Raw genomic sequence first — 26,468 nt, 5'->3', positions numbered from 1 at the left:
GTAAAGGCTGTCCAAAGAGACATAGAAGAAAACAGTTCTTCTGTCATCCCATGCCCGGACAGCCTTATCATAATCTTATTCCTTGAAGTTGAGCAAGAGTTTTTGCGTAGAAAGTTCCTTATCTGGAAATTCCACTTCTTGATCATTAACTTTAACCGTTGTACCAGGGGCATTACCGGTCTTAATGTAGAGCTGTTCTTTACCACTCAGTTGTACTGTGATTGGCGATTTGTCTACTGTATATTCTATCGGTTGAATCAGATTTTCGCCATTTTTTGGCGCATGAACTTCAAGGTAACTTGTTCCTGTTAATTCAATGGTAAGAGTACCTTCTTTCACACCTGAAACTTCATATACATGTTCAGGAAAACCTCCTGATCCTTCCTCTACAAGATTCATTTCAACTTCTGGCTTTTCTTCAGCCTGGTTATTTTCTTGCTCTTTTTCAGCAGTTTGATCTTCATCAGTTGTTCCCTCAGAAGCTGTATCTTCTTCCTGCTTTCCATTATCTGAAGAAGCATCTTCGGAATCTGAAGGCACAAAAACTTCATCACTAGATTCTGAAGTGTCCTGGGCTTTACCATTTTCAGATGAATCATTGTTCAAAAGGAAAAACCATACCATAAATAAAGTACCAACGATTACAAGTACCGTAAGCACGCCAGGAAATACCCTGGAGCCGCCGGATACTGTTGCAGTCGGTTCTTTTCTTGTTTTTTGCACACGGCTGTATTGGATCGCCTCTTCATCTTCATAAGTAGGGAGTTCTCCTTTATGCTCCTCCATCACTTGTTCAGGATCCAGGCCGACGGCGGCGGCATATTCTCTTATAAAAGCTCTCGTATAAAATTTACCAGGAAGAATTTTAAACTCGTTGTTCTCAATGGCTTGTAGATAACGCTTTTGTATCTTGGTATTTTCCTGAACTTCTTCTAAAGAAAGTCCCTTAGACTCACGTGCTTCTTTCATTCTAGAGCCAATATCCATCTCCATGTATAACACCATCCATCGTATTAAAAATCAAACATGGAAAAACCATCATTCATGGACATGTCTGGTTTTTCCACAGTCTCATATGTTATTTCCTCATCTTCGTTATTGCGAAGCTCGATGATGTAATCAAAATCATCCATTTTATATTCAGTTTCTTGAACAAAAATATCTGGATGCTCTATCACTTTTGTAGCAGGAAGCCTCATGATTTCCCTTACAAGCTGCCAATGTTTCTCAGTTGCACGTCTTGCTGAAACAATTCCATCAATGATATATAAATTGTCTTCGCTATATTCATCTTCGATAAGCTGATTACGTACCGTCTGCTTCAGTAACGTACTGGATACAAATAACCAACGTTTATTGGCACACACACTTGCCGCTACAACAGACTCTGTTTTTCCTACACGTGGCATTCCTCGAATCCCAACTAATTTGTGGCCTTCTTTCATAAAAAGCTCCGCCATAAAATCGACTAAGAGACCTAAATCTTCTCTGTTGAAACGGAACGTTTTCCGATCATCAACATCACTATGTATATAACGGCCGTGTCTTACAGCTAAACGATCCCTTAATTTTGGCTTGCGCAATTTCGTCACTTTAATTGTGTCCATTGTATTTAAAATGGATTTCAAACGGGTAATCTGCTCTTCATCGTTACATAGCAAGAGCATGCCGCGATGTGAGTTTTCTACACCGTTGATGGTCACGATATTTATGGACATCATACCTAATAACGAAGAAATGTCCCCTAATAAACCAGGGCGGTTATATTGAATTTCATATTCTAAGTACCACTCTTTTTTTTCCATAACACAACTCCTCTGGAAAAAATGATGCTTCATATCTACATACTTCGACACTTCGAAAAGTAACTCTTCATCTATCATAAATGATTTTTGTGGAATAGGAAAGGTTGGAAATCAATATCGAGTCAAAAAAGTAAGAAAAATGTAATCATAAACGAAAACTCCGCACAGATGAAACCGTGCGGAGTTTGTCGATTAAGGCTGGTTACCTTCGTTTTTTACAAGTTTCACCATCATGTTTGCAATGGCGTGCTGCTCTTTCTCATCAGCAACGTTCCAAAGATCGCGAAGAACAGCTTCCTGATCATTTTTCGCATCGACAGAAGTTGCTAAGTAATTTCCAATTTCGTAAGCAAGGTCTGAAACTGCGCTTTGATCCATTCCTTGTCCTTGTGCCTGATGCAAACGATCACCTAGAAAAGATTTCCAAGAATCAAAATTGTCAAGAACTGACATTCTGTTTCCTCCTCTGAATTTTATTCATGCTTAGTATTTGAGGAGGTTGTCATTTCTATACAACAAATTTATCACCAGCCGCCATTAACTTTTAATGAGTGGCCTGTAATATAGCTGGATTGCTCACTTAATAAAAAGTAGACAGCATCTGCGACCTCCGTGGTTGTACCCGAACGCCCAAGCGGTATCTCTTCTTCAAGTGCGCATAAATCCTCTTTATCCAGCTTAAGGTTCATTTTTGTATTAATTAATCCTGGGGTGATTGCATTGACACGGATTCCACTAGGAGCAACTTCTTTTGCTAATCCTTTAACAAATCCTAGCTGAGAAGCCTTTACAGAGCTATAGGCAACTTCCATGCTCGCACCTTCTTCACCGAAAATGGAAGAAACCACTACAATAGTTCCTCGTTTCATTTTAATCATGGATGGAAGTAGATGACGAGTAATCATCCAAGGCGCTTTCGTATGCACATGATACAAAGCATCCATGTCTTCCTCAGTCATATCCTGAAACAACCCTTTCCACAGGTGACCTCCTGAAAAAACGACAGCATCCCAAGAATTTGGAAGAAAAGATAAGAACTCACGAATTCCTTCTGAAGAGCCAAGATCAGCTTGATAGGCCCCTTCCCACTGTTCAGTTGGAACTTGATTTTTAAGATTTTCAATAGCAAGATGATTGGAATGATATTGTACGCCAACACGATAACCAGCTTCCACTAGCCTTTTCACAATGGCCGCTCCAATTTCCCCACTTGCTCCAATGACTAAACAACGTTTACTCATGAGGCCTGTGGTTTCACCTGAAAGACCGAAATAGCTTCTTCTTTAATCCAATGCTGCAAATACTCATCAGCGTCTTTCGTACTTAATGATTCGATGACAGGAAGAACATCAAACAGATCGACACCTAATGTATGATAATGAGTAAATTGGTTGGCTATAAACTCGAGTGAATTTAAAGCGCGCATGAATTGACCAATTTTTTTCCGTTTCATGCGAGTAAAATCTTCTTCTGAGATACTTTCAGCTTTCAATTCATGCAGCATTTCTTTCACACGTTTTGCCATTTCGTCAGGCTTTCTAGAGTCTCCTCCAATGATTGTAAAACCAAATTGCCGATCAAGTTCAGTTTCAAATTGGAAGCTGTCATCAATTAAGTCTTCTTTGTATAGTTCTTCATAAAACTTACCGCTTCTAGAGAAGTAATAATCAAGAATCATTCCTGATAACAGCTCTGCACGCAGCAATTCTTCACCTGAAAGTTCACCAACATTTTCTTTTACCCCTACCATTGCCTTGGCCGTAGTGACGGGCATCGTTATAGAATTTTCTTTTTTTGAAACATCAGTTGGTTCATCAGGATATGACCGATTGATCTCAGGTGCTTCAGGGAACTCTTTTCCTGCCTGGTTTTCTCGAATTAGATTCATCATCGCTTCAGGCTCAAAATTACCTGCAACGAATAATACCATATTAGACGGATGGTAAAATGTCTCGTAGCAAGTGTATAAATCATCCTTCGTGATCTTCTGAATCGAATCAACAGTGCCAGCAATATCGACTTTTACAGGATGGTTATGATACAAACTTTGAATCGTTCCAAAGAAAGAACGCCAATCCGGCTGATCATCATACATGCGGATTTCTTGAGCAATAATTCCTTTTTCTTTTTCAACGGATTCTTCACTAAAGTATGGATTTTGAACAAAGTTAAGCAGTGTTTCTACATTTTTATCTATTTGACTCGTCGCAGAAAACAAATAAGCGGTTTTTGTAAATGAAGTAAAAGCATTTGCTGATGCCCCAAGCTTTGTAAAGTCCTGAAACACATCTCTATCTTCTTTTTCAAACAGCTTATGCTCAAGAAAGTGAGCAATACCTTCAGGCACCGACACTTTTTCATCTTTACCAATAGGTGTAAAAGTCTGATCGATCGAGCCATAGTTGGTTGTGAAGATTCCGAATGTCTTTGCCATTTCAGGCTTTGATAATAAGAAAACTTTCAATCCATTATCCATCGTTTCCTGATATACTTTCTCGTTTAATTGTTGATAAACTAATTCTTCCACTCTTATTCCCCTCCTTCTTTGCTCGTTAAGAAGTAGATCGTATCCAGTTCTATCTTATTCGCAATATTAATTACGTCTTGTTTGTTAACTTTTCGAATGTGATCGATGAGGTCTCCAGCTGGCATCTCCGCACCTGAAATCATCTGATGATAAAGTACTTCAATTAGACCATTAGCATTATCCATCGTTTCTTGAAGCTGATTTATGACCTGTTCTTTTGTTTCATTAACTTGTTCTTCTGTAAAATCTCCATTTTTCATGGCTTCCATTTGTTCTAAAATGATGGATTTGGCTTGATCGAAGTCGTTAGGGTCGATACCGCTGAAAACAAGTAATAACCCCTTGTGGCTTTCAAAACGGGAAGCGGCATAATAGGCAAGGCTGTGCTTTTCCCGAACGTTCATAAACAGCTTCGAACTAGGAAAGCCTCCGAAGATACCGTTAAAAATCTGTAGGGCATAATAATCGGTATCTCCAAATTTCGTATAAGTTCGATATCCTATATGAAGCTTCCCTTGATTGACTTCTTCTTTTTCTACGATTTCATTGACTTTGTCTACATCTTTCACTACGGAGACTTGATCATTATCTGCGTTTCCGCTTTCTTTTCTAGTGAAAAATTGATCCGCCATTTTTTCGATGAATGCTTCATCAACATCCCCTATTACATATACATCAAGCATATCTTTTGCAATCATAGAACGATAATAATCGTATAAATTCTCTGGCGTAATCGCTTTCATGTCTTCAAGGTATCCATGTACATGAAGGGAATAAGGTTCCCCTTGACACATATGATCCATTAATCTAAGGTTTGCATAACTCATCTTATCGTCTTTAATAGATGTGATTTTTTGCTCAAGCGTTTGCTTTTCTCGGCTGACAATTTCAGAGTCAAAGCCATTACCATCCACCTTAGGATCGAACAACACTTCATTGAAAAGTTTCAAAGCCTCTTCTAAAATGGGTTCCTGATCGTTTAGATAAGCTTCATTCACTACTTCCATCCTGAAACTAATGACATGATTTTCCCCTTTTTTGGAGCCATCGCTAGACAAAGCCGTTCCGTATAGGTTTTCAAGAGCAGACTGTAAAGAGCGGACATTGGGATGGTTATTTGTCGCTTTCTGAAGGACGTGAGGTAAAAGAGCCCTTTCTGTAATCCCTTCCCGTTTCAATGGCGCCTTAAATTTCGCTACGATTGAAATTGTTTTATATTTTTTACTAGGTAGAATATGTAATCGATATCCTTGTTTATCGAGTAATTTCTCTTCGGTAATCTTCATCTTCCATCCTCCTTGTCTATTTATTTTCTATTATAGACCCACATTGGTGTATTCATCCATATGAGCTACATCTTATGCTAAGGTATATGTTTCAAAAAGTAAAAAAATTAGACCCGGTTTTATAGCACCGGGTCTTGTTGATTAACGGTTTCCTTTTACATAAGCTTCCCCTAAAGACTTAGGAGCCTCGGCACGGCCAATAAACCCAGCTAAAGCTAGAATCGTCAGCACGTATGGAGCAATCAATAAGAAAATTTGCGGTACATCCTCTAATAGCGGAATGCTTGACCCGACAATACTCAAGCTCTGTGCGAAGCCAAAGAAAATGGCTGCACCAAGAGCTCCAAGTGGATGCCATTTCCCAAAAATGACGGCGGCAAGAGACATAAACCCTTGACCGACAATTGTCGCATGGGAAAAATTCAGCGCAATAGTCAGTGCAAACACAGATCCGCCAAGACCTCCAAGTGCACCTGAGATCATGACAGCAACATATCTCATTCCATAAACATTTATTCCGTTCGTATCTGCTGCCATCGGATGCTCTCCAACGGAACGCAGCCTCAGGCCGAAGGAAGTTTTATAAATGATGAACCAGGCAATGAACGCAAAAGCGATGGCCAGGTAAGACGTGATGTACATTCCTGAGAAGAATAAATCACCCAGGATAGGGATTTTGCTCAGTACAGGGATGTCCGTGGTGTAAAAAGGACGCTCTACCATATCCGTTTGGCCCTTATCGTACCATTGTTTAGTTAAGAATAAACCAATGCCCAAAGCCAAAAAGTTAATCGCCACTCCACTTACTACTTGGTCTGCTCGAAATGTAATAGAAGCTACAGCATGGACGAGCGCAAAAATAGCTGATAAAGCCATTGCGACCAAAATGGATACCCATGGAGTTGCACTTCCAAAAGTCTCGTAGAAGGTCAAATTAAAGACGATCCCAATGAACGCTCCCATAACCATAAGACCCTCAAGTCCAATATTAATGATTCCAGACCGCTCACTGAACACACCTCCTAAGGCTGTAAAAATCAGAGGGGATGCAAAAAACAGTGCCTGTGGAATGATGGATGCTAAAACGTCAATAAACCCCATTTATTTCCCCTCCTTTTTGAAACGCAAAATAATCCAACGAATCATATAACTAGAGGCCACAAAGAATATGATTAGTGCAATTACGATCTCAACGAGCTCTGTTGGAACACCTGCTGCTGTAGGCATGTTTAATGCACCTATTTTAAGAGTACCAAACAAGAAAGCAGCCAAAACGACACCCAGAGCAGTGTTCGCGCCTAACAGGGCTACAGCAATCCCATCAAAGCCTATATTTGTAAAACCAGATTTAACAGACATATATCCAAATGTGCCCAGTCCTTCCATTGCTCCAGCAAGACCGGCAAATGCTCCTGAAATAACCATAGCTAAAACGATGTTTTTACCCACACTCATACCTGCGTATTCGGAGGCATGTTGGTTGAATCCTACTGAGCGCAGTTCAAACCCTCTCGTTGTCTTATTAAGGAAAAACCACATAAGAAGGGCCATGAACAAAGCTACAAGCAAGCCCCAATGGAGTCTCGAATAGAACGTCATTCCAGCCAACCACTCTGAGGCAAGAGAAGCAGACGCTGGAATTCTTTCCGTCTGATCCTCTCCATCCGTAATTACATTTCGAACAATTTCATTCGAAACATAAAGCGCAATGTAGTTCATCATAATGGTAACAATAACCTCATGAACTCCAAGTTTAGCTTTCAAAATCCCAGGGATAAATCCCCAGAAAGCTCCTGCAAGCGCTGCAACAAGAATCGCCAGCGGCAGGTGAATAATCCCAGGTAAATCAAAGGCTACTCCAACCCACACGGAAGCGAGCCAGCCCACAAATACTTGTCCTTCTACTCCAATGTTTAAAAGCCCAGTCCTTAAGGCAAATGCTACAGCTAAACCTGAAAGGATATAGGGAGTGACTTGTCTTAAGGTTTCTCCAAAGAAATAAGCATCTCCAAAAGCGCCGTTCCATAGTGCGGCATACCCTTCAACAGGGTTATATCCAAAAGCGACCATAATGATTGCTCCAGAAAGCAAGCCTAATACAACCGAAATGACCGGAATAAGAATATTTACTGTACGATTGGCAAACATCTACTGGCCACCTGCTTTCTGGTCTGTATTTCCAGCCATCAATAAACCTAAGTCTTGCTCATTGGTTTCTTCAGGCTTCACTTGAGCTACAATTTTCCCATCAAACATCACAGCAATACGGTCACTAAGATTCATGATTTCTTCCAGCTCAAAAGAAAGCAGAAGAACTGCACGGCCTTTATCACGTTCTTCAATCAGCTTTTTATGAATAAATTCAATAGCACCTACATCTAATCCACGTGTAGGCTGAGCCGCAATAATCAAGTCTGGAGAGCGATCTACTTCTCGTCCGATAATCGCCTTCTGCTGGTTTCCTCCTGACAGCGATCGTGCCTTTGTATAAACGTCTGGCGTTCGCACATCATATTCGTCTATCAGTTCCTTGGCTTTTTTATAGATGTTTTTAAAGTTCATTACACCTTTTTTAGAAAATGGTTCCTGATAATAACTTTGAAGCACCATATTCTCCCCAATAGGAAAATCAAGCACAAGACCGAATTTATGGCGATCTTGAGGAATATGGGAAACCCCTGCCTGGGTAACTTTTCTCGGAGTCAAGTTAGTGATGACCTTATCATGAAGTTGTATGGTGCCTGAATCGGTTTTTCTAAGTCCTGTAATTGCTTCAATCAGTTCGGACTGACCATTTCCGTCTACACCTGCAATCCCTACGATTTCACCCGCACGCACTTCAAGGTTCAACCCTTTAACCATTTCCACTCCCCGCACATCCTTCACACGAAGGTCTTTAATGGTCAAGTAGGTTTCTTTAGGAACTGCCGGTGTTTTCTCTGTAGAGAAGCTGACTTCGCGGCCGACCATCAAAGAAGCAAGTTCAGTTGGATTCGTTTCAGCTACATCCAATGTGCCAATGCCTTGCCCCTTACGAATAACTGTACAGCGATCACAAACTTCCATGATTTCCTTCAATTTATGAGTAATCAGGATGATAGATTTTCCTTCTTTAACTAAACTTTTCATAATGTCAATCAGTTCTTTAATCTCTTGTGGAGTTAAGACAGCGGTAGGCTCATCAAAAATAAGGATTTCCGCACCACGGTACAGCGTTTTCAAAATTTCCACTCTTTGTTGCATTCCAACTGAGATATCACGAATTTTTGCTCTCGGGTCTACATTTAATCCGTAGCGTTCAGAAAGTTCTTTTACTTCTTTCTCTGCTCGCTTAATATCGACTGTCATCCCTTTTTTGGGTTCACTTCCAAGAACAATATTCTCTGTAACAGTGAACGTATCCACGAGCATAAAGTGTTGGTGAACCATCCCGATACCTAGCGCGTTTGCGACATTAGGATCGGTAATGTTTGCTTTTTCACCTCTAACTCTTATTTCTCCTTTTTCCGGCTGATAGAGGCCAAACAATACGTTCATCAAGGTTGATTTCCCTGCTCCATTTTCCCCGAGCAAGGCATGAATTTCTCCCTTTTTCACCTGAAGATTGATGTTGTCATTTGCCACAATACCCGGAAATTCCTTACGAATATTGAGCATCTCAATCACATAATCCATTCGTCTCCCACACTCCCCTGGTTGTCTTCTTTTTCCATATATCCGTACTCTTGAAAAAATCATCAAATGAAGAGGGCCGGAAGATAAGCTCTTCATTTGATGATTTTCTTATAGTGTAAAAGAAGGCCGGCTTTGTACCAGCCTTCTAATAAACTTATAGAGAGTCTAAATACCCATCAAGATCTTCTCTAGTACTTGGCACATCGATATCACCGTTAACGATTTTTTGCTTCCATTCTTCAACCGCACCAATAATATCTTCATTTAGAGCCTCTTCATTTGTACGAGCGATGCTGATCGCATCATCATCTAGACCGTACTCAAGAACTTCCCCACCAGGGAACTCTCCGTTCATTGCCTGTGTCGCTACGTCTTTTACCGCAACGTCTACACGTTTGACCATAGAAGTAAGAGTAACGTTTGTATCACCAATGGCACCTTCTTCATATTGATCTCGGTCTACACCGATTACCCAAACATTTTCATCAGGGTTGTTCTTTTTAAGGTCTTTTGCTTGAGCAAATACACCGTTACCAGTTGCACCAGATGCATGGTAAATGACATCGATCCCTTTAGAATACATATTAGAAGCGATCAATTTTCCTTTATCAGCAGCAGCAAAACTTTCAGCATATTGGACATCCACTTGAATATCAGCATTCACAGACTTAACACCTGCCACAAATCCTGATTCAAACTTCTTAATCAAGTCGCCTTCAACTCCGCCGACAAATCCAACCTGATTGGATTTCGTTTTCTTAGCAGCAGCAACACCAGCAAGGAAAGATCCCTGGTGTTCTTTAAACGTGATACTGGCAACATTATCGCCTTCTGCTACAGAGTCAACAATCGCGAAGTTAGTTTCAGGGTATTGACCTGCAACCTCTTCAATTGCCGGCTGTAGTAAGTATCCAATTCCAAAAATTAAGTTATAGTCTTGACGGACTAAACGGTTTAGGTTCGTTGTATAATCAGCATCACTTTCTGATTGAGCGTAATCGAATCCTTCTCCCTTGCTAAGGCCGTTTTCCTCACCGAAGGCTTGCAGCCCTTCCCATGCAGATTGGTTGAAGGATTTGTCATCCACTCCACCAACGTCTGTTACCATGGCTACTGAAAAGTCGCCGTTACCGCCCTCTTCAGCATTTTGATCGTTGTTGCCTGAATCATTTGAACCTCCACTTGTTTCTCCTCCATCATCAGAAGATCCGCAAGCTCCTAACACCAAACCAATAGTTAAAAGTAATGCAAAAACTAAAAGAAAACGACGATTTTTTAACAAAACCATTACCCCCTAAGTTTGTTGAATATCAGGTGTTTCCAGCAACTAACCATTCGCCTCTAATGTGACCGGCCTCACCTCCTAAAAATATCCTCCCACAAATGTAAGCCCTTACACTCTTTTTCTTAAAACATGAAAGCTGAATTTATCAGCCCGAAAATAGTTATTTGAAAAAATGACCGGAACATCATCTTGTGTATAGTGCATCTGCTTTAATAAAAGCAAGGCTTGCTCAGGTTCGCAATTTAAGATAGGGGAAATTCTTTCGTGGTAGCCAATCGGTTCAATATGGGTGACAGCATAGCTGATCGTCTCCCCGGTATAGCTTTCAAATATCTGAAAAAGTGAATCGGCCTCTTTTACATGATCAAGCGGGATGAGACCTTCTGGAATTTTATCTACACAGTAGACAACAGGCTGATCATCCGCTGTCCTTACCCTTTCAAGCTTTGCCAACCTATGCAGATGTTCATCAGAGAACCTTCTTCTGTCTTCTTCCGTTGGCTCTACTAGGTCAGCAGAAAGATACTGTGATCCAGGCGTCATTCCAGAACTTAATATCATTCCGGTAACACTATCAAGCTCTTCAATGCCAGAAGTAAACAGTGGTTTAGGGTTTACAAATGTACCTACACCATGTCTACGAGTAACTACCCCTTCTTCCTCTAATATTCTCAAAGCCTCTCTTAGGGTAGCTCTAGAAACTCCTAGGGATTTTGAAAGTTGAAATTCGGAAGGCAGTTTCTGCTTTTCCAAATAGATACCGTTTTCAATATCACGTTTTATCTGCTCAATCACCTGTAAATATAGGTGACGAGTATCTTGTCTAATCGACATTTCGTTCACTCCAACTCTATTAAGCTATCATCAGAGATCTGACATCTGACGTTCGACACATCACATTTCGAGAATAATATAACACTATTCGGTGAATAAATAAATAGAATTAGGACATTTTTCTGTTTTTTATTACAACAGTGTTAAAAGTATTACAGGAATATTTACAAATAGAAGGACCTGAGACCCCGAAACGTACGGCTAAGGATTATGAAATGGATACTTAGACTCAAAAAGAAGAGACTACTGCCCAAACAGTAGCCTCTATCATTAAAACCCTATACAGATACTAACCAGAAGACTGCTCTTCTGTAACCTGAGATACAAGAACAGACCTTGGTTTACTTCCTTCGTATGGACCTACAATTCCATTATCCTCCATTGCATCGATCAATCTGGCTGCTCTTGTGTACCCAACCCGAAACCTTCTCTGAATCATAGATACACTAGCGCTTTGCATTTCTATGACCATTTGAACAGCTTCTGGGTATAGATCATCGTCAACTTCCTGCTTCACTTCGCTTTCTTCCTCAGGAATCATTTCCTCCTGATATTGTGCACGCTGTTGCTCAACACAGAAGTTAACGACCCTTTCGACCTCATCATCACTCAAAAAGGCTCCCTGAACGCGCGTTGGTTTGTTAGCACCAACAGGAGTAAACAGCATGTCCCCTCTCCCAAGAAGCTTCTCAGCTCCTCCAGAATCTAAAATAGTTCTAGAATCTGTCTGCGAGGAAACACTGAAGGCAATTCTTGACGGAATATTTGCCTTAATAACACCTGTGATTACGTCTACTGAAGGTCTTTGAGTTGCAATTATCAAGTGAATACCAGCAGCTCGGGCCATTTGTGCCAGTCTAGTGATCGCATCTTCCACTTCGTTAGAAGCTACCATCATAAGGTCAGCTAACTCGTCTACTAATACAACAATATAAGGAAGCTGAGGCTGCGTATCCTCATTTTCCTTATTATGTTTCTTCACGTACTCGTTATAGCTTTCGATATTCCTTGTCCCTGTGTCTGAAAATAGATCATATCTACGCTCCATTTCTGAAACGACTTTTTTCAGTGCACGCGATGCTTTTTTTGGATCCGTCACCACAGGGGCAAGAAGATGAGGAATACCGTTATAAACGTTCAACTCGACTTTTTTGGGATCTATCATCATCATTTTCACTTCATGGGGCTTTGCGCGCATTAAAATACTCGTGATAATTCCATTGATACACACACTTTTACCACTTCCGGTCGCACCAGCAACCAGAAGGTGTGGCATCTTGTTCAGTTCAGACATTACAGCCTCTCCGGAAATATCCCGACCCAGGGCGAAGCTTAATTTAGATTCAGGATTTGATTTACCTGTTTCCAACACTTCCCTAAGCGAAACCATTGAGACTTCCTGATTTGGAACTTCAATACCTACTGCAGACTTCCCAGGAATCGGAGCTTCAATCCGTATGTCTTTTGCAGCTAAAGCAAGTGCCAAATCGTCATTCAAATTAACGATTTTACTAACCTTTACCCCTACGTCTGGATAAACTTCGTATTTCGTAACCGCGGGTCCTACGTGAACTTTTGTGACTTTTGCTTTTACACCGAAACTTTGAAACGTCTTCTCAAGCTTTCTAACGGTCGCTTGAATGTGAGACCTCCCTTGACTCTGAGGGCTTGAGGTTGGTTCATCCAATAATTCGAACCCTGGGAGTTGATAATCAAAGTTCTCAAGTTCAGCTGTTGGCATCGACTTCTCTAAGCTGGTTTCCTCATCTGAATCACTAGAACTATCATCACTCTTTTGTGAAGAAGTTATTCCAAGTGGTCCTTCGCTCGAGTATGCATGGTCAGTGAAATCCTGAATGATCGGCTCTGCAGTATCATATGAATCTTCTGGTTCAGTGGAATCGCTGATTTCGAGGACAGTCGTTTCCTCTGCGTCTTCTGTTATGTCTTTTCTTCGTTGTGTTTTCTTCTCCTTCATTCGTTCAAGCTGCTCTTTACCAAGTGCTTTAAATCTCACTCCGAGTTTGGAAAACAACTCTCCAATCGACCACTCACTGACAAAGATTATACCAACGATGAAGAGGAAAAAGGAGACGATGGCCGCTCCTACCCCTGAAAAGAGATAGTAAGTGATCGAAAGCAAAACAGCTCCTGAAAGCCCTCCGCCTATGCTGTAAAAAGAAGTTTCCCCTCTCATCATAGTCGTGATTCTGTCCCATGTAAGGCCGAGAATAGAGCCATTTCCAGCAACTAACTCCTCCGATAGCGTCTCTAAGTGTGTAAAAAGGAGCAAGGCCGTGATGATAATATAAATACCAATAAGCTTCTTATGTAGGAATGTTGGCCATTTCCTTTTCACCATTAGATAAATACCAAGTACGAGAAAGAAAATTGAAGCAATAAAGTACCAGACTCCAAATAAAAACTGCCACAATCGTTCGAGACCACCTGGAATCGCGCCATCGCTTATGGCAGAAGCCCCGCTTCCGAAAACAGCTATGAATAAAAAGAAAAGTCCAAATAATTCAAACTTCACTTGCTCCTTGAATCCTGACTTTTTCTTATTCGACTTCGACTTGGATTTGCGCTTTCTAGCCATATAAGTAAACACCTCCGTAATAAAGAATTACAGTCAATCAATCTGATCAATAGTTGAACTGAAAACAGAAGGATGCCGATTGCCTCTTCCTATTCAGAAGAAAACAAACTCGACATCCTGACTGACAGTTATCTTTATTATACCACAGCTTACTGAGGTGTTACGAGTCCAACCATTGTCCCGGTTGTAATTGAGGATCCATATAGTGTGAAGGATCTGTAGAAAGGACTTGAACAATCTGTTTTCGCCCATCCCCCATATCCCTGCATTTTATCGGACAATTTTTGTGCTGTTGATAAGTAACTTCTCCACTATCTTGAGAAGGAAATATATCATGTTCACTGAGTGGGGTATATAAAATCATTGGACCACCTGATTCTCATTACCTTTGTTTGTTTTAATCATTTCGTTTAATTTTTCCATCGCTTCCTTCACGCCTCCAACTGCATCGATCAATCCATGATCGACAGCCTGTTGACCAACGACGTTCGTTCCTATATCTCTTGTTAGATTCCCTTTTGCAAACATAAGCTCTTTGAACTTTTCTTCTTCTACATCCGAATGTCTTGTTACAAAATTGACGACACGCTCTTGCATCTTATCCATATATTCGAACGTTTGGGGTACCCCTATAACAAGCCCTGTCATGCGGATTGGATGGATTGTCATTGTTGCTGTTTCGACGATGAATGAATAGTCTGCTGAAACAGCGATAGGAACCCCTATCGAATGTCCTCCTCCAAGTACGATGGATACTGTAGGCTTCGAAAGCGAAGCAATCATCTCAGAGATAGCCAATCCAGCCTCTACATCTCCTCCAACCGTATTTAATAGGACAACTAACCCTTCAATTTTAGGGTTTTGCTCGATTGCGATCAGTTGAGGAATGAGATGTTCATATTTGGTCGTTTTGTTTTGGGAAGGAAGCTGCACGTGTCCCTCCACTTGTCCGATCACAGGTAATACATGAATATTTGAATCTGCAGGCTGTGGGACATTTGTTTGTCCTAATTGTTGAATCTTATCAACTAAAGAGGACTTTGACGGATCTTTTTCTTGTCCTTTATCTTGCCCTTGAGAAGAATCGTCTTTCATAGGTGAGAACTCCTTTCGCTCTTTTATCGTAGTATGACTCAGCGAAGGATGTATCATACAAAGATTTACCAAAGCACTTTATTACCAGTCCAAGGAAGTTTGCCACTTTCTCCGCAAGGAAGATCTCTAAATTGTGTGTTCCAGAATGGAAAAAAACAAAACCGGTGAGTTATCACCGGTTAATCTTTATGATAGATCATCCATTAAGTTTTGAATAAATGCTTCTTCATCTTCAGTTAATGATACGAGCGGTAAACGTACGCCTCCTGTATCAAGACCTTTCAATTTCAGGGCGGCTTTTACCGGGGTGGGTGATGGAGCGCTGAACATTCCGTTGAAAATAGGGAGTAATTTGCGATGGAGAATAGCGGCCTCTTTTACTTTTCCTGCTTCATATAGAGTAAGCATTTCCTGCATTTCATTTCCAATCACGTGTGCGGAAACAGATACGATACCGTTTGCTCCGATCACATAGGCTGGAAGAGTGAGGTTATCATCACCGCTATACAAGCTAAAATGCTCATCTGTTTGCTGGATGATTTCCGCCATACTGTCGAGGTCACCTGTGGCTTCTTTTACAGAAACAACATTTGGAATTTTAGATAACTCGATAATGGTTTTAGATTCAATGCGAACAACCGAACGTCCAGGTACATTGTAAATCATGACTGGTATCCGCAAGGAAGCGGCTATCGTCCTAAAATGTTCATACAAACCTTTTTGACTAGGTTTATTATAATAAGGGGCTACGAGCATAACTGCGTCTACCCCTGCATCCTCTGCTTTATTTGCAAGTGTGATGGAGTCTTCCGTACTGTTGCTTCCCGCACCTGCAATAACTGGCACACGACCATTCACCGTTTTGACAACGTGCTTCCATAAGGCCACTTTTTCTTCCACCAAAAGCGTGGGGGATTCTCCTGTTGTTCCTGTAACCACTAAACCGTCAGATCCATTGGCAAGTAAATACTCAACTAAAACCGTCGTCTTATTAAAATCGACGTTTCCATGGTGGTCAAAAGGGGTAACCATGGCTGTTAAGACTTTCCCGAAATTCATTTAAGTGTTTCCCCTTTCAGAACTTCCTTATTCAATTTGAATGCATCATGAAGGGCGTTAACTGCCTGAACAAGGTCCGTTTCCTTTATCAGCACCCATATGGTGGTGTGTGAATCAGCTGATTGAAGAATTTGTATTCCTGAGTCGGTTAAGGATTGAACAATTGTGGCGGTTACCCCAGGTAATCCGGTAATCCCTGCTCCTACGGTGGATACTTTCGCACATCCTTCTTTTATTTCAGGTTCATATCCGAGGTCTTTTAAAATGCGGGTAGCCTTTTCAGTAAATATAGAGTCAATGGTATAAACGACCCCACTAGGAGAAATGTTGATGAAGTCGACTGATATATTGGCAGATGCCATAGATTTAAATACATCAGATTGCAGTTTTGAAGGATCTTCTTTTGACTGAACCTTTATTTGAGTTAGACCTAAAATGTGTGCAATACCTGTAACGGTCCTGTCGGAAATATCTTTTCCGAGATTGCCGTCTTTCGTTCCTGAAACGAGGGTACCAGGCAGATCAGAATAGGTGGAACGCACCCTTATCGGAACTTTAGCGTACATTGCGATCTCTACAGCACGCGGATGAATCACTTTCGCTCCCTGGTAAGCCAAATTGCAAATTTCATTATACGTTATAACATTGAGGGGACGTGCGGACTCGACTAATCGCGGGTCCGCTGTCATAATTCCCTCTACATCAGTGAAAATGTCTATATACTCGGCTGACAGAGCTGCTCCTAAAGCAGCGGCTGTCGTATCACTACCTCCACGGCCGATTGTTGTGGTTTCTCCTTTTTGTGTCTGACCCTGGAAACCAGCAACTACGACGACATCATACGTTTCAAGCTCCTGAAGGATTCTTGAAGGATTCATATGAATTATCTTTGCCTTCGTAAAATCATCTGTAGTTAGAAAACCTGCTTGAGCTCCTGTAAGCGATACCGAAGGGATTCCTTCTTTTGAAAGCTCATGAGAAAAAACAATAGATGAAATCGTCTCACCACAGGACATCAGGAGGTCCTGTTCTCTTGGTGAGACGTTCATATTTGGAAAATCAATGAGCCCTAGCAGCGTATCTGTTGCATATGGACTCCCTTTTCTTCCCATAGCAGAAACAGTGACGACGACTTTGTAACCATCATTCAAAGCTTTTTTTACATGAGTAATCGCCCGAGATCTGCTTTCAGTATCCCGGACGGAGGTTCCTCCAAACTTTTGAACAAGAAGTTTCATTAGGCCACCTCAGCTTATCGTAAAATTAAAGCCACTGATTTGCGATAATTCGTTCTGCGATTTGGACAGAATTCCAGGCAGCACCCTTTAATAAATTATCTGAAACTACCCATAGATGGAATCCATGTTCGTTATCCAAATCTCTGCGGACACGGCCGACAAATATATCTCTCTTGCCTGCTGAACTAAGAGGTGTCGGATACTTTTGACTATCAGGATCATCTTCGAGAACGATCCCAGGTGCCTGTGATAGCAATTGCTTCACTTCTTCCACAGTAACTCCATCTTTTTCTACTTCGATATAAACACTCTCTGCGTGAGAGGTAAAGAAAGGCAGACGAACGCAAGTGGCTGCAACAGATAGATTTGGCATGTGCATAATTTTTTTCGTTTCATTAATCATTTTCATTTCCTCAAATGTATATCCATTTTCTTGAAATACATCGATTTGAGGAAGGGCATTGAATGCGATTGGATAATGCTTCTCATCTCCTTTAACAGGGAGAATGTTCGCATTCAATTCTTCTCCATCAAGAAATGCCTGAGACTGCTCTCTAAGCTCATCTGCTGCCTCGTTCCCTGCTCCTGAAACTGCTTGATAAGTAGATACAAGCACTCGTGAAAGTCCTAATGCATCTCTTAAAGGTTCCAGAGCCGCAACCATTTGGATTGTAGAACAGTTCGGATTAGCGATAATTCCTTGATGGTTTTGAATATCTGCTTCGTTGACTTCCGGAACGACCAGGGGTACATCCTGAGCCATACGGTAAGCACTCGTATTATCAATAACTACTGCGCCACGTTTTACTGCCTCTGGAGCAAACTTCTTAGAAACAGATCCTCCAGCGGAAAAGAGAGCAATATCAATTCCTTCGAAGCTATCCGGTGTAGCTTCCTCCACCACAAGCTCCTGACTCTTAAATCTCAATTTCGAACCAGCGGAACGACTGGAGGAGAGTAGTTTCAATTCATTGATAGGAAAGTTACGATCTTCTAAAGTTTCTAGCATTTTCTGCCCAACAGCTCCTGTAGCACCGACTACAGCAACGTTATAAGTGTTTTTTTGACTCATTTGAGTATCCCCTTTCTCATCTGATTGTTGTTAGAATAGTAAGATATGTCACTATTTTCGTTATTCTATCATACTTCGCCAATCTTCTGGTATGAAAAAGTGAATTAACTTTGATAACGTTCAATTAGAACAGGTTGTAACTGAATTCCTTGAATAGCGGACTCGATGGTTTTAGGGATGAGTGTCATATCGGCAACAAGTGAATTTGGCTTTTTATAAGGATGATCCTGCCCAAGTGGGACGAAATAAATGTTCTTTGTAGCCATTAACCTCATGATGTTGACTCCGTTTAACCCTAGAGCATCATTAGTAGAAACAGCTACTACAACTGGACTTCCATTTCGGAGAGTAGCTTTAGCTGCCATCAGAACAGGTGAGTCTGTAAGAGCATTGGCAAATTTACTCGTTGAGTTGCCTGTCATCGGTGCAATTACCATACAGTCAAGCGGTCGTTTTGGACCTAATGGTTCAGCATCAGGAATCGTCATGATCGGTTCTTCACCAGTGATTTCTTTGATCCTTACTAAATGATCAGCAGCATCACCAAATCGTGTATCCGTTTTTTGGACGGTATATGACAAAACTGGAATAACTTTTGCCCCCATATCAACCAGTTCCTGCATCACAGGAAACACTTCATCATAGGTACAATGGGATCCCGTAAGTCCAAAACCTACTACTTTACCTTTTAATTTACTCATCTTCGGTCTCCTTTCTAACTTGGCTTACCAATAAATGAGAAACAACATCAGCTATTATTCTACCTGCAGTTTTTGGAGCGACAATGCCTGGTAATCCTGGAGCAAGAATGGCTTTAATACCCCGCTTCTCAGCAAATTTGAAATCCGTTCCACCAGGTTTTGATGCTAAATCAACTATTAAAGCATGTGAAGGCAGCTGCTTAATGATTAAAGAGTCGACAACTAAGTGAGGAACAGTGTTAATCAAAATATCGCATTCCATATTTTCATTTTTGACGTCATTCATATTGATCGGGGTTAATCCCATTTCATAAACTCTTGCTGCACTTTTTGTAGATCGAACTCCGACGGAAACCTCTGCTCCAAGCTGATGAAATGTTCTCGCAAGCCCCATTCCAACACGGCCTAGCCCAAGGATAATAACTTGAGAACCGTGAATCGTAAAATCAGTGTGTTGAATAATTAATAATAAAGTACCTTCAACAGTGGGAATCGAATTATAAATAGCAACATCGTCACGATCCATTAAAGGAATCAGTGTACGGTTAACTTTATCGGTCAACTCATTTAAATATGGATTGGTAATGCCAGTAAAAATCGTGCAATGCTCTGGGGTGTTTTTCAGCCAACTTTCATCAAGCTGGATTAGTCGATTGGTAAATATCCCATCGATTCTTCCTTGATCATCCGTCCCGGCTACCGGAAGAATGATGGCATCTAACTTCTCCACTTGCTTGGATTCAACATCCAGATCGATCGCTTCTGTGAAGCTTTCGTTCAGTTGATCGAAACCGGCTAAATAAACGTTGGCATTCCATTCGTTAAGACGACGGATGATTTCGATTTGCCGGGCATCTCCCCCTATTACTGCTACGTGATAACCTGTTAACATGCCGGATGTCTCCTTTTTTCTATGATCATATATCTCTTTGTATCCTATGCCGTAAAGCACAGTTAGTGATTTTGAAAGCAAAATAAAAAACCACAGCAGTCGCTGTGGTTGATCTAAGTCTTTCTTAGTAGAATGATATCTTCTCCAATGGTTGTGATTTGCTCCCAATTGATAACCATTTCCTTCCTCATAGAACCAATCCCCATAAGGCTATGGTTCAGGATGACAAGGGATTTTATTTGTCCGCTTTCTGGTTCTATGATTAAATCAGCTTTCCCGAGAACACCTAACTTTGCACCACTCTCCACATCAATGACTTCTTTTTTGGCCAATGATTTTAGTCTCATTCACCCATCTCCTCATTAACGTTCTTCACTTAATAAGATAGGAAGAGAACCAATTCTATACCCTTCTTTCTTAATTTGCTTGATTAAGTCAGACAAGCTTGATTCAGTCACTTCAGTCGGATGCATCAGAATAGTCGCCCCGTTATGAAGTTTACTCATTACTCGTTGCAGGAGTACTTCTTTAGTCGGCTTCTGCCAGTCAATGGTATCTACAGTCCAAAGAATGGTTTCCATCCCTAAATCCGAAGCCGCTTCTACTGTCATCTGATTGTAACTACCAGACGGAGGGGCAAAGTATTTAATTTTCGTTTTAGTGAGGGCAAATAACATCTCATCTGCCTGTTCAAGATTTAGTTTAGCTTCGGACTTGGACATTTTCCCCATGTCTTTGTGTTGGTATCCATGACTGCCTAGCGTGTGACCTTGTTCCTCAATGATTTGCACAAGGTCAGTAAAGTCATTAGCAAACGCACCGTCTATAAAGAAAGTAGCCTTGACCTGGTGTTTGGCCAGCGTTTCAATCATCCCAGGCAAATACTCTTCTCCCCAGGAGACGTTAATTAAAAAGGCAACCATTTCTTTATCGGGGTGTCCACGGTAAATTGGAGAGGCAGGAAGGTCGTTAAGGGATACTTTAGGTTGAATCAGCTTGTACACGAAAAGATTTTCATCGAAGTTTCCTTTTTTCTTCATCTTCTTATAAGATGCGTCTACATCAACTTTTCGCCCTACAATACCCGGCGTTTTCTTCCACACGGAATCAATGCGAGCATTTTGAGCTTCCCATTCATATTCGTCCTTTTCTTCAAGGATTTTCAAGTATAGAGGATCTTTATTTTGACTTGCCGTAAAATCGGCAGGTTTTTGAACCAGGTAAGCAAGTCCAATTCCTAAAAAGAAAAAAAAGCTCATTGAAATGATCAGTACTGTTCTTAGCTTCATAGAAATCCACCCCTAAGCAAAGTGTATGGGTGGATCGAAGGCAGTAGACCATTTTCAGGCAAAAAAAAGAGACTGGCAAGCCAGTTTCTTTTCTTGAGGATCAGATCGATCCTTTACCTCAGCATCGATCTGAAAGTACCATTATTGCTCAGTATTCGCCTCTTCCTTCTTCTTTTCATCGATAAGGACAGCTTTACGAGAAAGGTTGATACGACCCTGGTTATCAATTTCCTTAACCTTGACTCTCAACGAATCTCCGATGGAAACAATATCTTCAACTTTTCCGATACGCTCTTCTGCCATCTCTGAAATATGAACAAGACCTTCTTTTCCTTTAAACAGCTCAACGAAAGCTCCAAACTTCTCAATGCGTTTCACCTTGCCATCATAGACTTCTCCAACTTCTACTTCTCGTACAATATCTTCAATTATCTTTTGTGCAGAAGCATTCATAGCAGCGTCAGTTGAAGAGATAAAGACTGTTCCGTCTTGTTCAATGTCAATCTTAACCCCAGTGTCATCAATGATTTGATTGATTTGTTTACCGCTAGGTCCGATAACATCGCGAATCTTGTCTGGGTTGATCTTCATTGTCATAATCTTTGGTGCATAACGTGAAAGTTCATTACGCGTTTCTGGCAGTGTCCCAAGCATGTGACCTAAGATTTCCATCCGGCCTTTTTTAGCTTGGTCTAAAGCTTCTTCTAGAATTTCACGTGATAAACCTTCAATCTTAATGTCCATTTGAAGGGCAGTAATGCCTTTTTCTGTTCCCGCTACTTTAAAGTCCATGTCTCCAAGTGCATCTTCCATCCCTTGGATATCTGTAAGGATCGTGTAATCATTACCTGATTTGACTAGACCCATAGCAATACCAGCAACAGGAGCTTTAATTGGAACTCCAGCATCCATCATAGCAAGTGTACTTGCACAAATACTTGCTTGTGATGTAGATCCATTTGATTCCAATACTTCAGATACAAGACGGATGGTATATGGGAACTCAGTTTCAGATGGAACAACCACTTCTAGTGCACGTTCTCCTAAAGCTCCGTGACCAATTTCACGACGTCCAGGTCCACGGATCGGGCCTGTTTCCCCAACAGAGAATTTCGGGAAATTGTAGTGGTGCATAAAGCGCTTAGATTCCTCTAAGTCTAATCCATCAAGGATTTGGACATCTCCTAGTGCTCCTAATGTACAAACACTTAGAGCCTGCGTCTGTCCTCGTGTGAAAAGTCCAGAACCATGCGTCCTTGGAAGGAGTCCTACACGTGACGTTAATGGACGAATTTCATCCACGCCGCGTCCATCTGGACGAATGTTCTCTTTTGTTATGAGTCGACGAACTTCAGCTTTGACGATGTCATCTAGAATCGCCCCTACTTGCTTCAATGTCTCCTCGTCCGCTTCCATTTCTTCATAGGAAGTGATAATTCCTTGTTTCGCTTCATCAATTGCTGCTTCACGAGCTTTCTTTTCTTCGGTCTTAATTGCGGAGACAATAGTATCTAGAGCTTCAGCTTCAACCTTCTCTTTCAATTCCTTATCAAGGTCGAACAGTTTTACTTCCATTTTTTCACGACCAACTGCTTCAATGATTTCTTCTTGGAATGCAACTAGACGCTTAATTTCCTCGTGACCAAACATAATGGCTTCAAGCATATCAGCTTCAGATACTTCCTGAGCACCAGCTTCCACCATGTTAATAGCATCTTTAGTTCCTGCAACCGTTAAGTCAATATCACTTTTTTCCTCTTGCTCGATCGTAGGGTTGATTACAAATTCTCCATCAACTCGTCCAACAATCACACCTGCAATTGGCCCGTCAAAAGGAATGTCGGAAACTCCTAATGAAATCGAAGATCCTAGCATTGCTGCCATTTCTGAAGAACAATCTTGATCCACACTCATTACTGAGCTAATCACTTGGACATCATTCCTGAACCCTTCAGGGAATAAAGGACGAATTGGACGGTCAATCAAACGGGATGCAAGCACCGCCTTATCGCTTGGACGGCCTTCACGTTTAATAAAGCCACCTGGAATTTTACCTACAGCGTATAGACGCTCTTCATAATTTACTGTCAAAGGAAAAAATGGCAAATCCTTTGGTTCCTTCGAACCGGTAGCGGTCGATAGGACGGTTGTATCTCCATAATGAATAAGGGCTGCTCCATTTGCCTGTTTAGCTAGTTCACCGATTTCAACAGAAAATGTGCGCCCGGCAACATCAATTGAAAACACTTGTTTTTCTTCTGCCATAAAGAACCTAACTCCTCTCAAATAACTCTCTTGTACAATCCAAGGGTCTATATTCAGTTTACACCCTTATGTATGTAAACATACAGAAAAAGCGGGAATACTCCCGCTTTTTCACATACATTAACGACGCAAGCCAAGGCTTTTAATTAACTCACGGTAACGTGTAATGTCTTTATTACGAAGGTAGTTCAATAGGTTACGACGCTTACCTACCATTTTAAGCAATCCACGACGAGAATGGTGATCCTGCTTGTGTGCACGCAGGTGTTCATTCAAAGAAGTGATTTGCTCAGTTAGTACAGCGATCTGTACTTCTGGAGAACCAGTGTCATTCTCATGAGTTTTGTACTCATTAATTAATTCTTGTTTACGTTCTTGTGTGATAGCCATTATAGCTACACCTCCTAATAAAATTTAGAATTCCCTTTCCCCTAGCGGACGCCGGAGTCTCGTTCCGCCAAGCGAAGGTTCCATATTAAAGCGTACAATTTTTAGAGGGAAAATGCAAGGGGAACCTTTATCCTATGCGAAAAAATTCACGAATATGAGTTTCATCCTTTTCCAATTGCTGCTTTACTTCTTCAACCCCACTAAACTTTCTTTCTTCTCTAATCATCTGGTGAAAGTAAACAGTCATAGATCTGCCATAGAGGTCTTGCGATACATCAAATAAGTGAACCTCCAGGGAAGGCGTATCCGCTTGTTCAATAAATGTTGGTTTATAGCCTAAATTAGCCATTCCATAATAGACTTCCCCATCAAACTGGACACTCACAGCATAGACGCCAACTTTAGGAAGATAATAGTTTTCATTCACTTCTATATTAGCTGTTGGATAACCGATGGTTCTTCCTCGTTGGTCTCCTTTTACCACGGAGCCTTTAACTGAATAACTTCGCCCTAATAATTCATTGACTTCAGCTACCTCACCGTCATCCAACAAACTACGGATTCTTGTAGAGCTCACCTTTTCTTCGTCTTTTTCCACTTTTGAAATCACCGTCTGTCCAAAACGCCCCTTTGCGTACTCAGGAAGATCAGACATATTGCCTTTCCCCATATGTCCATAGCTAAAATCAAACCCAGCGACAACGTGACTGACGTTGAGTCTTACAAAAAAGTCATCGACAAATTGCTGGGGGGATAGGTTGGCCAGGGAAGTATCAAAAGTAACAACAAAGAGGTAATCTACTCCTATTCTTTCTAGTAGTTCTTCTTTTTGGGATAAAGGTGTAATGTAATAAGCTTGCTGTTTACTTTTTTTCAATACGACTGAAGGGTGAGGGTCAAACGTCATTACAGCGCATTTCAGCTCTAACTCCTCCGCTTTGTCTTTGGCCGTTTGAATAACTTTCTGATGCCCCTTATGGATACCGTCGAAAAACCCTACAGCTGTAACGCTAGGATCAAGATTAAGCTCTTCAGTTATCGAATTACTCGATAGACGGAACGTTTTCACTTCACTCACCTGCTTTATTGCATAATATTAAAACACACGTACGGGTTTAATGTATCCAGGTTTGTTAGGATGTTTCTGATAAATTGCCAAGACTTCACCTTGGCAGTTTACTGTAAATAGAGCGTAGGAAATCTCGTCTGGAGTTTCGAGAACCTGACCATGTTTAATTAAAGACTTCATCTTTTCATCAATTTCCCAACTGCTCAAATGATTTAAACCTCTGCTAATCGGTAACAGCAAACTATCGGGTTTGCCTTCATCCACAGTTTTCTGGATCTCATCAAATGTATAGCAATCTTCTTTTGAAATGTCTCCAGTTTTTGTTCGGATAAGAAAAGACATATGAGCAGGGTACCCTAAAGCCTTTCCTATATCAACACACAATGTACGTATATATGTACCCTTTGAACATACGACACGAATAGAGAAAGAAGCGGATGGATCTTGAAAAGTAATTTCTTCATCCATTAATTCGATCTCTTTAATCATCACTTGACGAGTTGGTCGTTCTACTTCTTTTCCTTCTCGTGCATACTCATACAGTTTTTTTCCATTAACCTTAACCGCAGAGTACATAGGGGGGACCTGAGTAACCTCACCTTGAAAAGAAGCTAAGCATTTCTCTACTTCATGTATGGAAATCTTACGATCCACTTCTTTAAAATCAACAATTTCCCCAGTCGCATCCTCTGTTGTTGTAGAATGTCCGAGAGAGACTGTAGCTTCATAAACTTTATCAGTGTCGGTTAAGAAAGGTACAATTTTTGTTGCCTTTCCTACACAAAGTGGCAGAACCCCTTCTACATCTGGATCAAGAGTTCCTGTATGGCCCACTTTTTTCGTCCTTAACATCCCTCGAGTTTTACTGACACAATCATGAGATGTAAACCCTTTAGGTTTCCATAAAGGAAGAATACCATCCATATCATTCACCTCAAAACTGATCATTAGTTTAACACAGATAGAATCCGTGCCCTATGGACACGGATTCTAATCCTATTCAGTGTCGGTATCATTGAGGTCACGAAGAATCGTCTCGATACGATTTCCTCTTTCAACCGCCTCATCAAACTCGAACATAATTTCAGGAGTCTTACGAAGGCGGATACGCTGACCAATTTCGGAACGGATGAAACCTTTAGCTTTTGCAAGACCAACAAGCGTATCATGTTTTTGTTTATCATCACCAAGTACAGAGATGTAAACCTTCGCCTGTTGCAAGTCACCTGTCACTTTTACTTCAGTCACTGTGACAAAGCCTACACGAGGATCTTTGATTTTTTTACTGATGATATCACTAAGCTCTTTTTTCATCTGCTCTCCGACACGATTAGCACGTAAATCATTCATGTTTCTCACCTCTTCTAAAAAGCAGAAGCGCCCAGCC

General features: G+C 41.1%; 26 protein-coding genes. All 26 read right to left on the bottom strand.

What is annotated here, in order from left to right; genetic code table 11:
* Window positions 1–75: 75 nt before the first annotated feature.
* Window positions 76–1,005, bottom strand: a complete 930-nt coding sequence (locus tag ACRYKC_RS08595; protein WP_433806326.1) for a helix-turn-helix domain-containing protein — start codon at window positions 1,003–1,005, stop codon at window positions 76–78.
* An 8-nt stretch (window positions 1,006–1,013) separates the two neighbouring features.
* Window positions 1,014–1,805, bottom strand: coding sequence for a DUF3388 domain-containing protein (locus ACRYKC_RS08590; protein WP_433806325.1), 792 nt, complete (start codon window positions 1,803–1,805; stop codon window positions 1,014–1,016).
* A 192-nt stretch (window positions 1,806–1,997) separates the two neighbouring features.
* Window positions 1,998–2,258: a DUF3243 domain-containing protein gene (locus ACRYKC_RS08585; protein ID WP_433806324.1), complete on the bottom strand. Its 261-nt coding sequence runs from the start codon at window positions 2,256–2,258 to the stop codon at window positions 1,998–2,000.
* A gap of 71 nt (window positions 2,259–2,329) precedes the next feature.
* Window positions 2,330–3,046 (bottom strand): elongation factor P 5-aminopentanone reductase, encoded by a 717-nt coding sequence (gene ymfI / locus ACRYKC_RS08580; RefSeq protein ID WP_433806323.1) that lies wholly within the window; start codon window positions 3,044–3,046, stop codon window positions 2,330–2,332.
* Window positions 3,043–4,332 (bottom strand): EF-P 5-aminopentanol modification-associated protein YfmH, encoded by a 1,290-nt coding sequence (gene yfmH, locus ACRYKC_RS08575; protein WP_433806322.1) that lies wholly within the window; start codon window positions 4,330–4,332, stop codon window positions 3,043–3,045. The genes ymfI and yfmH overlap by 4 nt, the downstream gene beginning before the upstream one ends.
* Before the next feature lie 2 nt (window positions 4,333–4,334).
* On the bottom strand, window positions 4,335–5,618 hold the full coding sequence (yfmF, locus tag ACRYKC_RS08570; RefSeq protein ID WP_433806321.1) for an EF-P 5-aminopentanol modification-associated protein YfmF: 1,284 nt from the start codon (window positions 5,616–5,618) through the stop codon (window positions 4,335–4,337).
* A gap of 141 nt (window positions 5,619–5,759) precedes the next feature.
* Window positions 5,760–6,719, bottom strand: coding sequence for an ABC transporter permease (locus ACRYKC_RS08565; RefSeq protein ID WP_433806320.1), 960 nt, complete (start codon window positions 6,717–6,719; stop codon window positions 5,760–5,762).
* The gene (locus tag ACRYKC_RS08560; protein WP_433806319.1) at window positions 6,720–7,766 is read right to left on the bottom strand and encodes an ABC transporter permease; all 1,047 of its coding nucleotides are present in this window, start codon (window positions 7,764–7,766) and stop codon (window positions 6,720–6,722) included.
* Window positions 7,767–9,293: an ABC transporter ATP-binding protein gene (locus tag ACRYKC_RS08555; protein WP_433806318.1), complete on the bottom strand. Its 1,527-nt coding sequence runs from the start codon at window positions 9,291–9,293 to the stop codon at window positions 7,767–7,769. It lies immediately after the preceding gene.
* A gap of 154 nt (window positions 9,294–9,447) precedes the next feature.
* Entirely contained in the window at window positions 9,448–10,581 is a 1,134-nt protein-coding gene (locus tag ACRYKC_RS08550; RefSeq protein ID WP_433806317.1) for a BMP family lipoprotein, read from the bottom strand.
* A gap of 105 nt (window positions 10,582–10,686) precedes the next feature.
* Complete coding sequence (locus tag ACRYKC_RS08545; protein WP_433806316.1) at window positions 10,687–11,412, bottom strand: GntR family transcriptional regulator; 726 nt, start codon at window positions 11,410–11,412, stop codon at window positions 10,687–10,689.
* Between the two features lie 289 nt (window positions 11,413–11,701).
* Entirely contained in the window at window positions 11,702–14,011 is a 2,310-nt protein-coding gene (locus ACRYKC_RS08540; protein ID WP_433806315.1) for a DNA translocase FtsK, read from the bottom strand.
* Between the two features lie 160 nt (window positions 14,012–14,171).
* Window positions 14,172–14,375 carry a YlzJ-like family protein gene (locus ACRYKC_RS08535; RefSeq protein WP_433806314.1) on the bottom strand — a complete coding sequence of 68 codons (204 nt, stop codon included), beginning with the start codon at window positions 14,373–14,375 and terminating at the stop codon, window positions 14,172–14,174.
* The gene (locus ACRYKC_RS08530) at window positions 14,372–15,106 is read right to left on the bottom strand and encodes a ClpP family protease (RefSeq protein WP_433806313.1); all 735 of its coding nucleotides are present in this window, start codon (window positions 15,104–15,106) and stop codon (window positions 14,372–14,374) included. Before ACRYKC_RS08530 ends, ACRYKC_RS08535 begins: the two co-directional genes overlap by 4 nt.
* A gap of 186 nt (window positions 15,107–15,292) precedes the next feature.
* Window positions 15,293–16,165 carry a 4-hydroxy-tetrahydrodipicolinate synthase gene (gene dapA / locus ACRYKC_RS08525; RefSeq protein WP_433806312.1) on the bottom strand — a complete coding sequence of 291 codons (873 nt, stop codon included), beginning with the start codon at window positions 16,163–16,165 and terminating at the stop codon, window positions 15,293–15,295.
* Window positions 16,162–17,403, bottom strand: a complete 1,242-nt coding sequence (gene dapG / locus ACRYKC_RS08520) for an aspartate kinase (RefSeq protein WP_433806311.1) — start codon at window positions 17,401–17,403, stop codon at window positions 16,162–16,164. The genes dapA and dapG overlap by 4 nt, the downstream gene beginning before the upstream one ends.
* Window positions 17,404–17,428: 25 nt before the next feature.
* Complete coding sequence (gene asd, locus ACRYKC_RS08515; RefSeq protein ID WP_433806310.1) at window positions 17,429–18,475, bottom strand: aspartate-semialdehyde dehydrogenase; 1,047 nt, start codon at window positions 18,473–18,475, stop codon at window positions 17,429–17,431.
* Window positions 18,476–18,579: 104 nt separating this feature from the next.
* The gene (locus tag ACRYKC_RS08510) at window positions 18,580–19,176 is read right to left on the bottom strand and encodes a dipicolinate synthase subunit B (RefSeq protein ID WP_433806309.1); all 597 of its coding nucleotides are present in this window, start codon (window positions 19,174–19,176) and stop codon (window positions 18,580–18,582) included.
* The gene (gene dpaA, locus ACRYKC_RS08505; protein ID WP_433806308.1) at window positions 19,169–20,068 is read right to left on the bottom strand and encodes a dipicolinic acid synthetase subunit A; all 900 of its coding nucleotides are present in this window, start codon (window positions 20,066–20,068) and stop codon (window positions 19,169–19,171) included. The genes ACRYKC_RS08510 and dpaA overlap by 8 nt, the downstream gene beginning before the upstream one ends.
* A 113-nt stretch (window positions 20,069–20,181) precedes the next feature.
* The gene (locus ACRYKC_RS08500) at window positions 20,182–20,415 is read right to left on the bottom strand and encodes a YlmC/YmxH family sporulation protein (protein WP_433806307.1); all 234 of its coding nucleotides are present in this window, start codon (window positions 20,413–20,415) and stop codon (window positions 20,182–20,184) included.
* Between the two features lie 15 nt (window positions 20,416–20,430).
* Window positions 20,431–21,357: a polysaccharide deacetylase family protein gene (locus ACRYKC_RS08495; protein WP_433806306.1), complete on the bottom strand. Its 927-nt coding sequence runs from the start codon at window positions 21,355–21,357 to the stop codon at window positions 20,431–20,433.
* 141 nt (window positions 21,358–21,498) lie between these two features.
* The gene (gene pnp, locus ACRYKC_RS08490; RefSeq protein WP_433806305.1) at window positions 21,499–23,622 is read right to left on the bottom strand and encodes a polyribonucleotide nucleotidyltransferase; all 2,124 of its coding nucleotides are present in this window, start codon (window positions 23,620–23,622) and stop codon (window positions 21,499–21,501) included.
* A gap of 120 nt (window positions 23,623–23,742) precedes the next feature.
* Complete coding sequence (gene rpsO / locus ACRYKC_RS08485; protein WP_433806304.1) at window positions 23,743–24,012, bottom strand: 30S ribosomal protein S15; 270 nt, start codon at window positions 24,010–24,012, stop codon at window positions 23,743–23,745.
* 127 nt (window positions 24,013–24,139) lie between these two features.
* Window positions 24,140–25,081 carry a riboflavin biosynthesis protein RibF gene (gene ribF, locus ACRYKC_RS08480; protein WP_433806303.1) on the bottom strand — a complete coding sequence of 314 codons (942 nt, stop codon included), beginning with the start codon at window positions 25,079–25,081 and terminating at the stop codon, window positions 24,140–24,142.
* Window positions 25,082–25,108: 27 nt separating this feature from the next.
* Entirely contained in the window at window positions 25,109–26,005 is an 897-nt protein-coding gene (gene truB, locus ACRYKC_RS08475; protein ID WP_433806588.1) for a tRNA pseudouridine(55) synthase TruB, read from the bottom strand.
* 72 nt (window positions 26,006–26,077) lie between these two features.
* The gene (gene rbfA, locus ACRYKC_RS08470) at window positions 26,078–26,431 is read right to left on the bottom strand and encodes a 30S ribosome-binding factor RbfA (protein WP_085029931.1); all 354 of its coding nucleotides are present in this window, start codon (window positions 26,429–26,431) and stop codon (window positions 26,078–26,080) included.
* Between the last annotated feature and the right edge of the window lie 37 nt (window positions 26,432–26,468).

This window comes from Halobacillus sp. A1-3, from assembly GCF_050971765.1.
GTDB lineage: Bacteria > Bacillota > Bacilli > Bacillales > Halobacillaceae > Halobacillus > Halobacillus mangrovi_B.
The sequence above is the reverse complement of the archived record's forward strand: the minus strand, read 5'-3'. Positions and strand labels throughout refer to the sequence as shown.

What these genes read in the sequence shown, in the direction of transcription:
- ACRYKC_RS08595 (WP_433806326.1), bottom strand. Translation starts at nt 1,005, where the DNA reads ATGGTGTTATACATGGAGATGGATATTGGCTCTAGAATGAAAGAAGCA.
- ACRYKC_RS08590 (WP_433806325.1), bottom strand. Translation starts at nt 1,805, where the DNA reads ATGGAAAAAAAAGAGTGGTACTTAGAATATGAAATTCAATATAACCGC.
- ACRYKC_RS08585 (WP_433806324.1), bottom strand. Translation starts at nt 2,258, where the DNA reads ATGTCAGTTCTTGACAATTTTGATTCTTGGAAATCTTTTCTAGGTGAT.
- ymfI (WP_433806323.1), bottom strand. Translation starts at nt 3,046, where the DNA reads ATGAGTAAACGTTGTTTAGTCATTGGAGCAAGTGGGGAAATTGGAGCG.
- yfmF (WP_433806321.1), bottom strand. Translation starts at nt 5,618, where the DNA reads ATGAAGATTACCGAAGAGAAATTACTCGATAAACAAGGATATCGATTA.
- ACRYKC_RS08565 (WP_433806320.1), bottom strand. Translation starts at nt 6,719, where the DNA reads ATGGGGTTTATTGACGTTTTAGCATCCATCATTCCACAGGCACTGTTT.
- ACRYKC_RS08560 (WP_433806319.1), bottom strand. Translation starts at nt 7,766, where the DNA reads ATGTTTGCCAATCGTACAGTAAATATTCTTATTCCGGTCATTTCGGTT.
- ACRYKC_RS08555 (WP_433806318.1), bottom strand. Translation starts at nt 9,293, where the DNA reads ATGGATTATGTGATTGAGATGCTCAATATTCGTAAGGAATTTCCGGGT.
- ACRYKC_RS08550 (WP_433806317.1), bottom strand. Translation starts at nt 10,581, where the DNA reads ATGGTTTTGTTAAAAAATCGTCGTTTTCTTTTAGTTTTTGCATTACTT.
- ACRYKC_RS08545 (WP_433806316.1), bottom strand. Translation starts at nt 11,412, where the DNA reads ATGTCGATTAGACAAGATACTCGTCACCTATATTTACAGGTGATTGAG.
- ACRYKC_RS08540 (WP_433806315.1), bottom strand. Translation starts at nt 14,011, where the DNA reads ATGGCTAGAAAGCGCAAATCCAAGTCGAAGTCGAATAAGAAAAAGTCA.
- ACRYKC_RS08535 (WP_433806314.1), bottom strand. Translation starts at nt 14,375, where the DNA reads ATGATTTTATATACCCCACTCAGTGAACATGATATATTTCCTTCTCAA.
- ACRYKC_RS08530 (WP_433806313.1), bottom strand. Translation starts at nt 15,106, where the DNA reads ATGAAAGACGATTCTTCTCAAGGGCAAGATAAAGGACAAGAAAAAGAT.
- dapA (WP_433806312.1), bottom strand. Translation starts at nt 16,165, where the DNA reads ATGAATTTCGGGAAAGTCTTAACAGCCATGGTTACCCCTTTTGACCAC.
- dapG (WP_433806311.1), bottom strand. Translation starts at nt 17,403, where the DNA reads ATGAAACTTCTTGTTCAAAAGTTTGGAGGAACCTCCGTCCGGGATACT.
- asd (WP_433806310.1), bottom strand. Translation starts at nt 18,475, where the DNA reads ATGAGTCAAAAAAACACTTATAACGTTGCTGTAGTCGGTGCTACAGGA.
- ACRYKC_RS08510 (WP_433806309.1), bottom strand. Translation starts at nt 19,176, where the DNA reads ATGAGTAAATTAAAAGGTAAAGTAGTAGGTTTTGGACTTACGGGATCC.
- dpaA (WP_433806308.1), bottom strand. Translation starts at nt 20,068, where the DNA reads ATGTTAACAGGTTATCACGTAGCAGTAATAGGGGGAGATGCCCGGCAA.
- ACRYKC_RS08500 (WP_433806307.1), bottom strand. Translation starts at nt 20,415, where the DNA reads ATGAGACTAAAATCATTGGCCAAAAAAGAAGTCATTGATGTGGAGAGT.
- ACRYKC_RS08495 (WP_433806306.1), bottom strand. Translation starts at nt 21,357, where the DNA reads ATGAAGCTAAGAACAGTACTGATCATTTCAATGAGCTTTTTTTTCTTT.
- pnp (WP_433806305.1), bottom strand. Translation starts at nt 23,622, where the DNA reads ATGGCAGAAGAAAAACAAGTGTTTTCAATTGATGTTGCCGGGCGCACA.
- rpsO (WP_433806304.1), bottom strand. Translation starts at nt 24,012, where the DNA reads ATGGCTATCACACAAGAACGTAAACAAGAATTAATTAATGAGTACAAA.
- truB (WP_433806588.1), bottom strand. Translation starts at nt 26,005, where the DNA reads ATGGATGGTATTCTTCCTTTATGGAAACCTAAAGGGTTTACATCTCAT.
- rbfA (WP_085029931.1), bottom strand. Translation starts at nt 26,431, where the DNA reads ATGAATGATTTACGTGCTAATCGTGTCGGAGAGCAGATGAAAAAAGAG.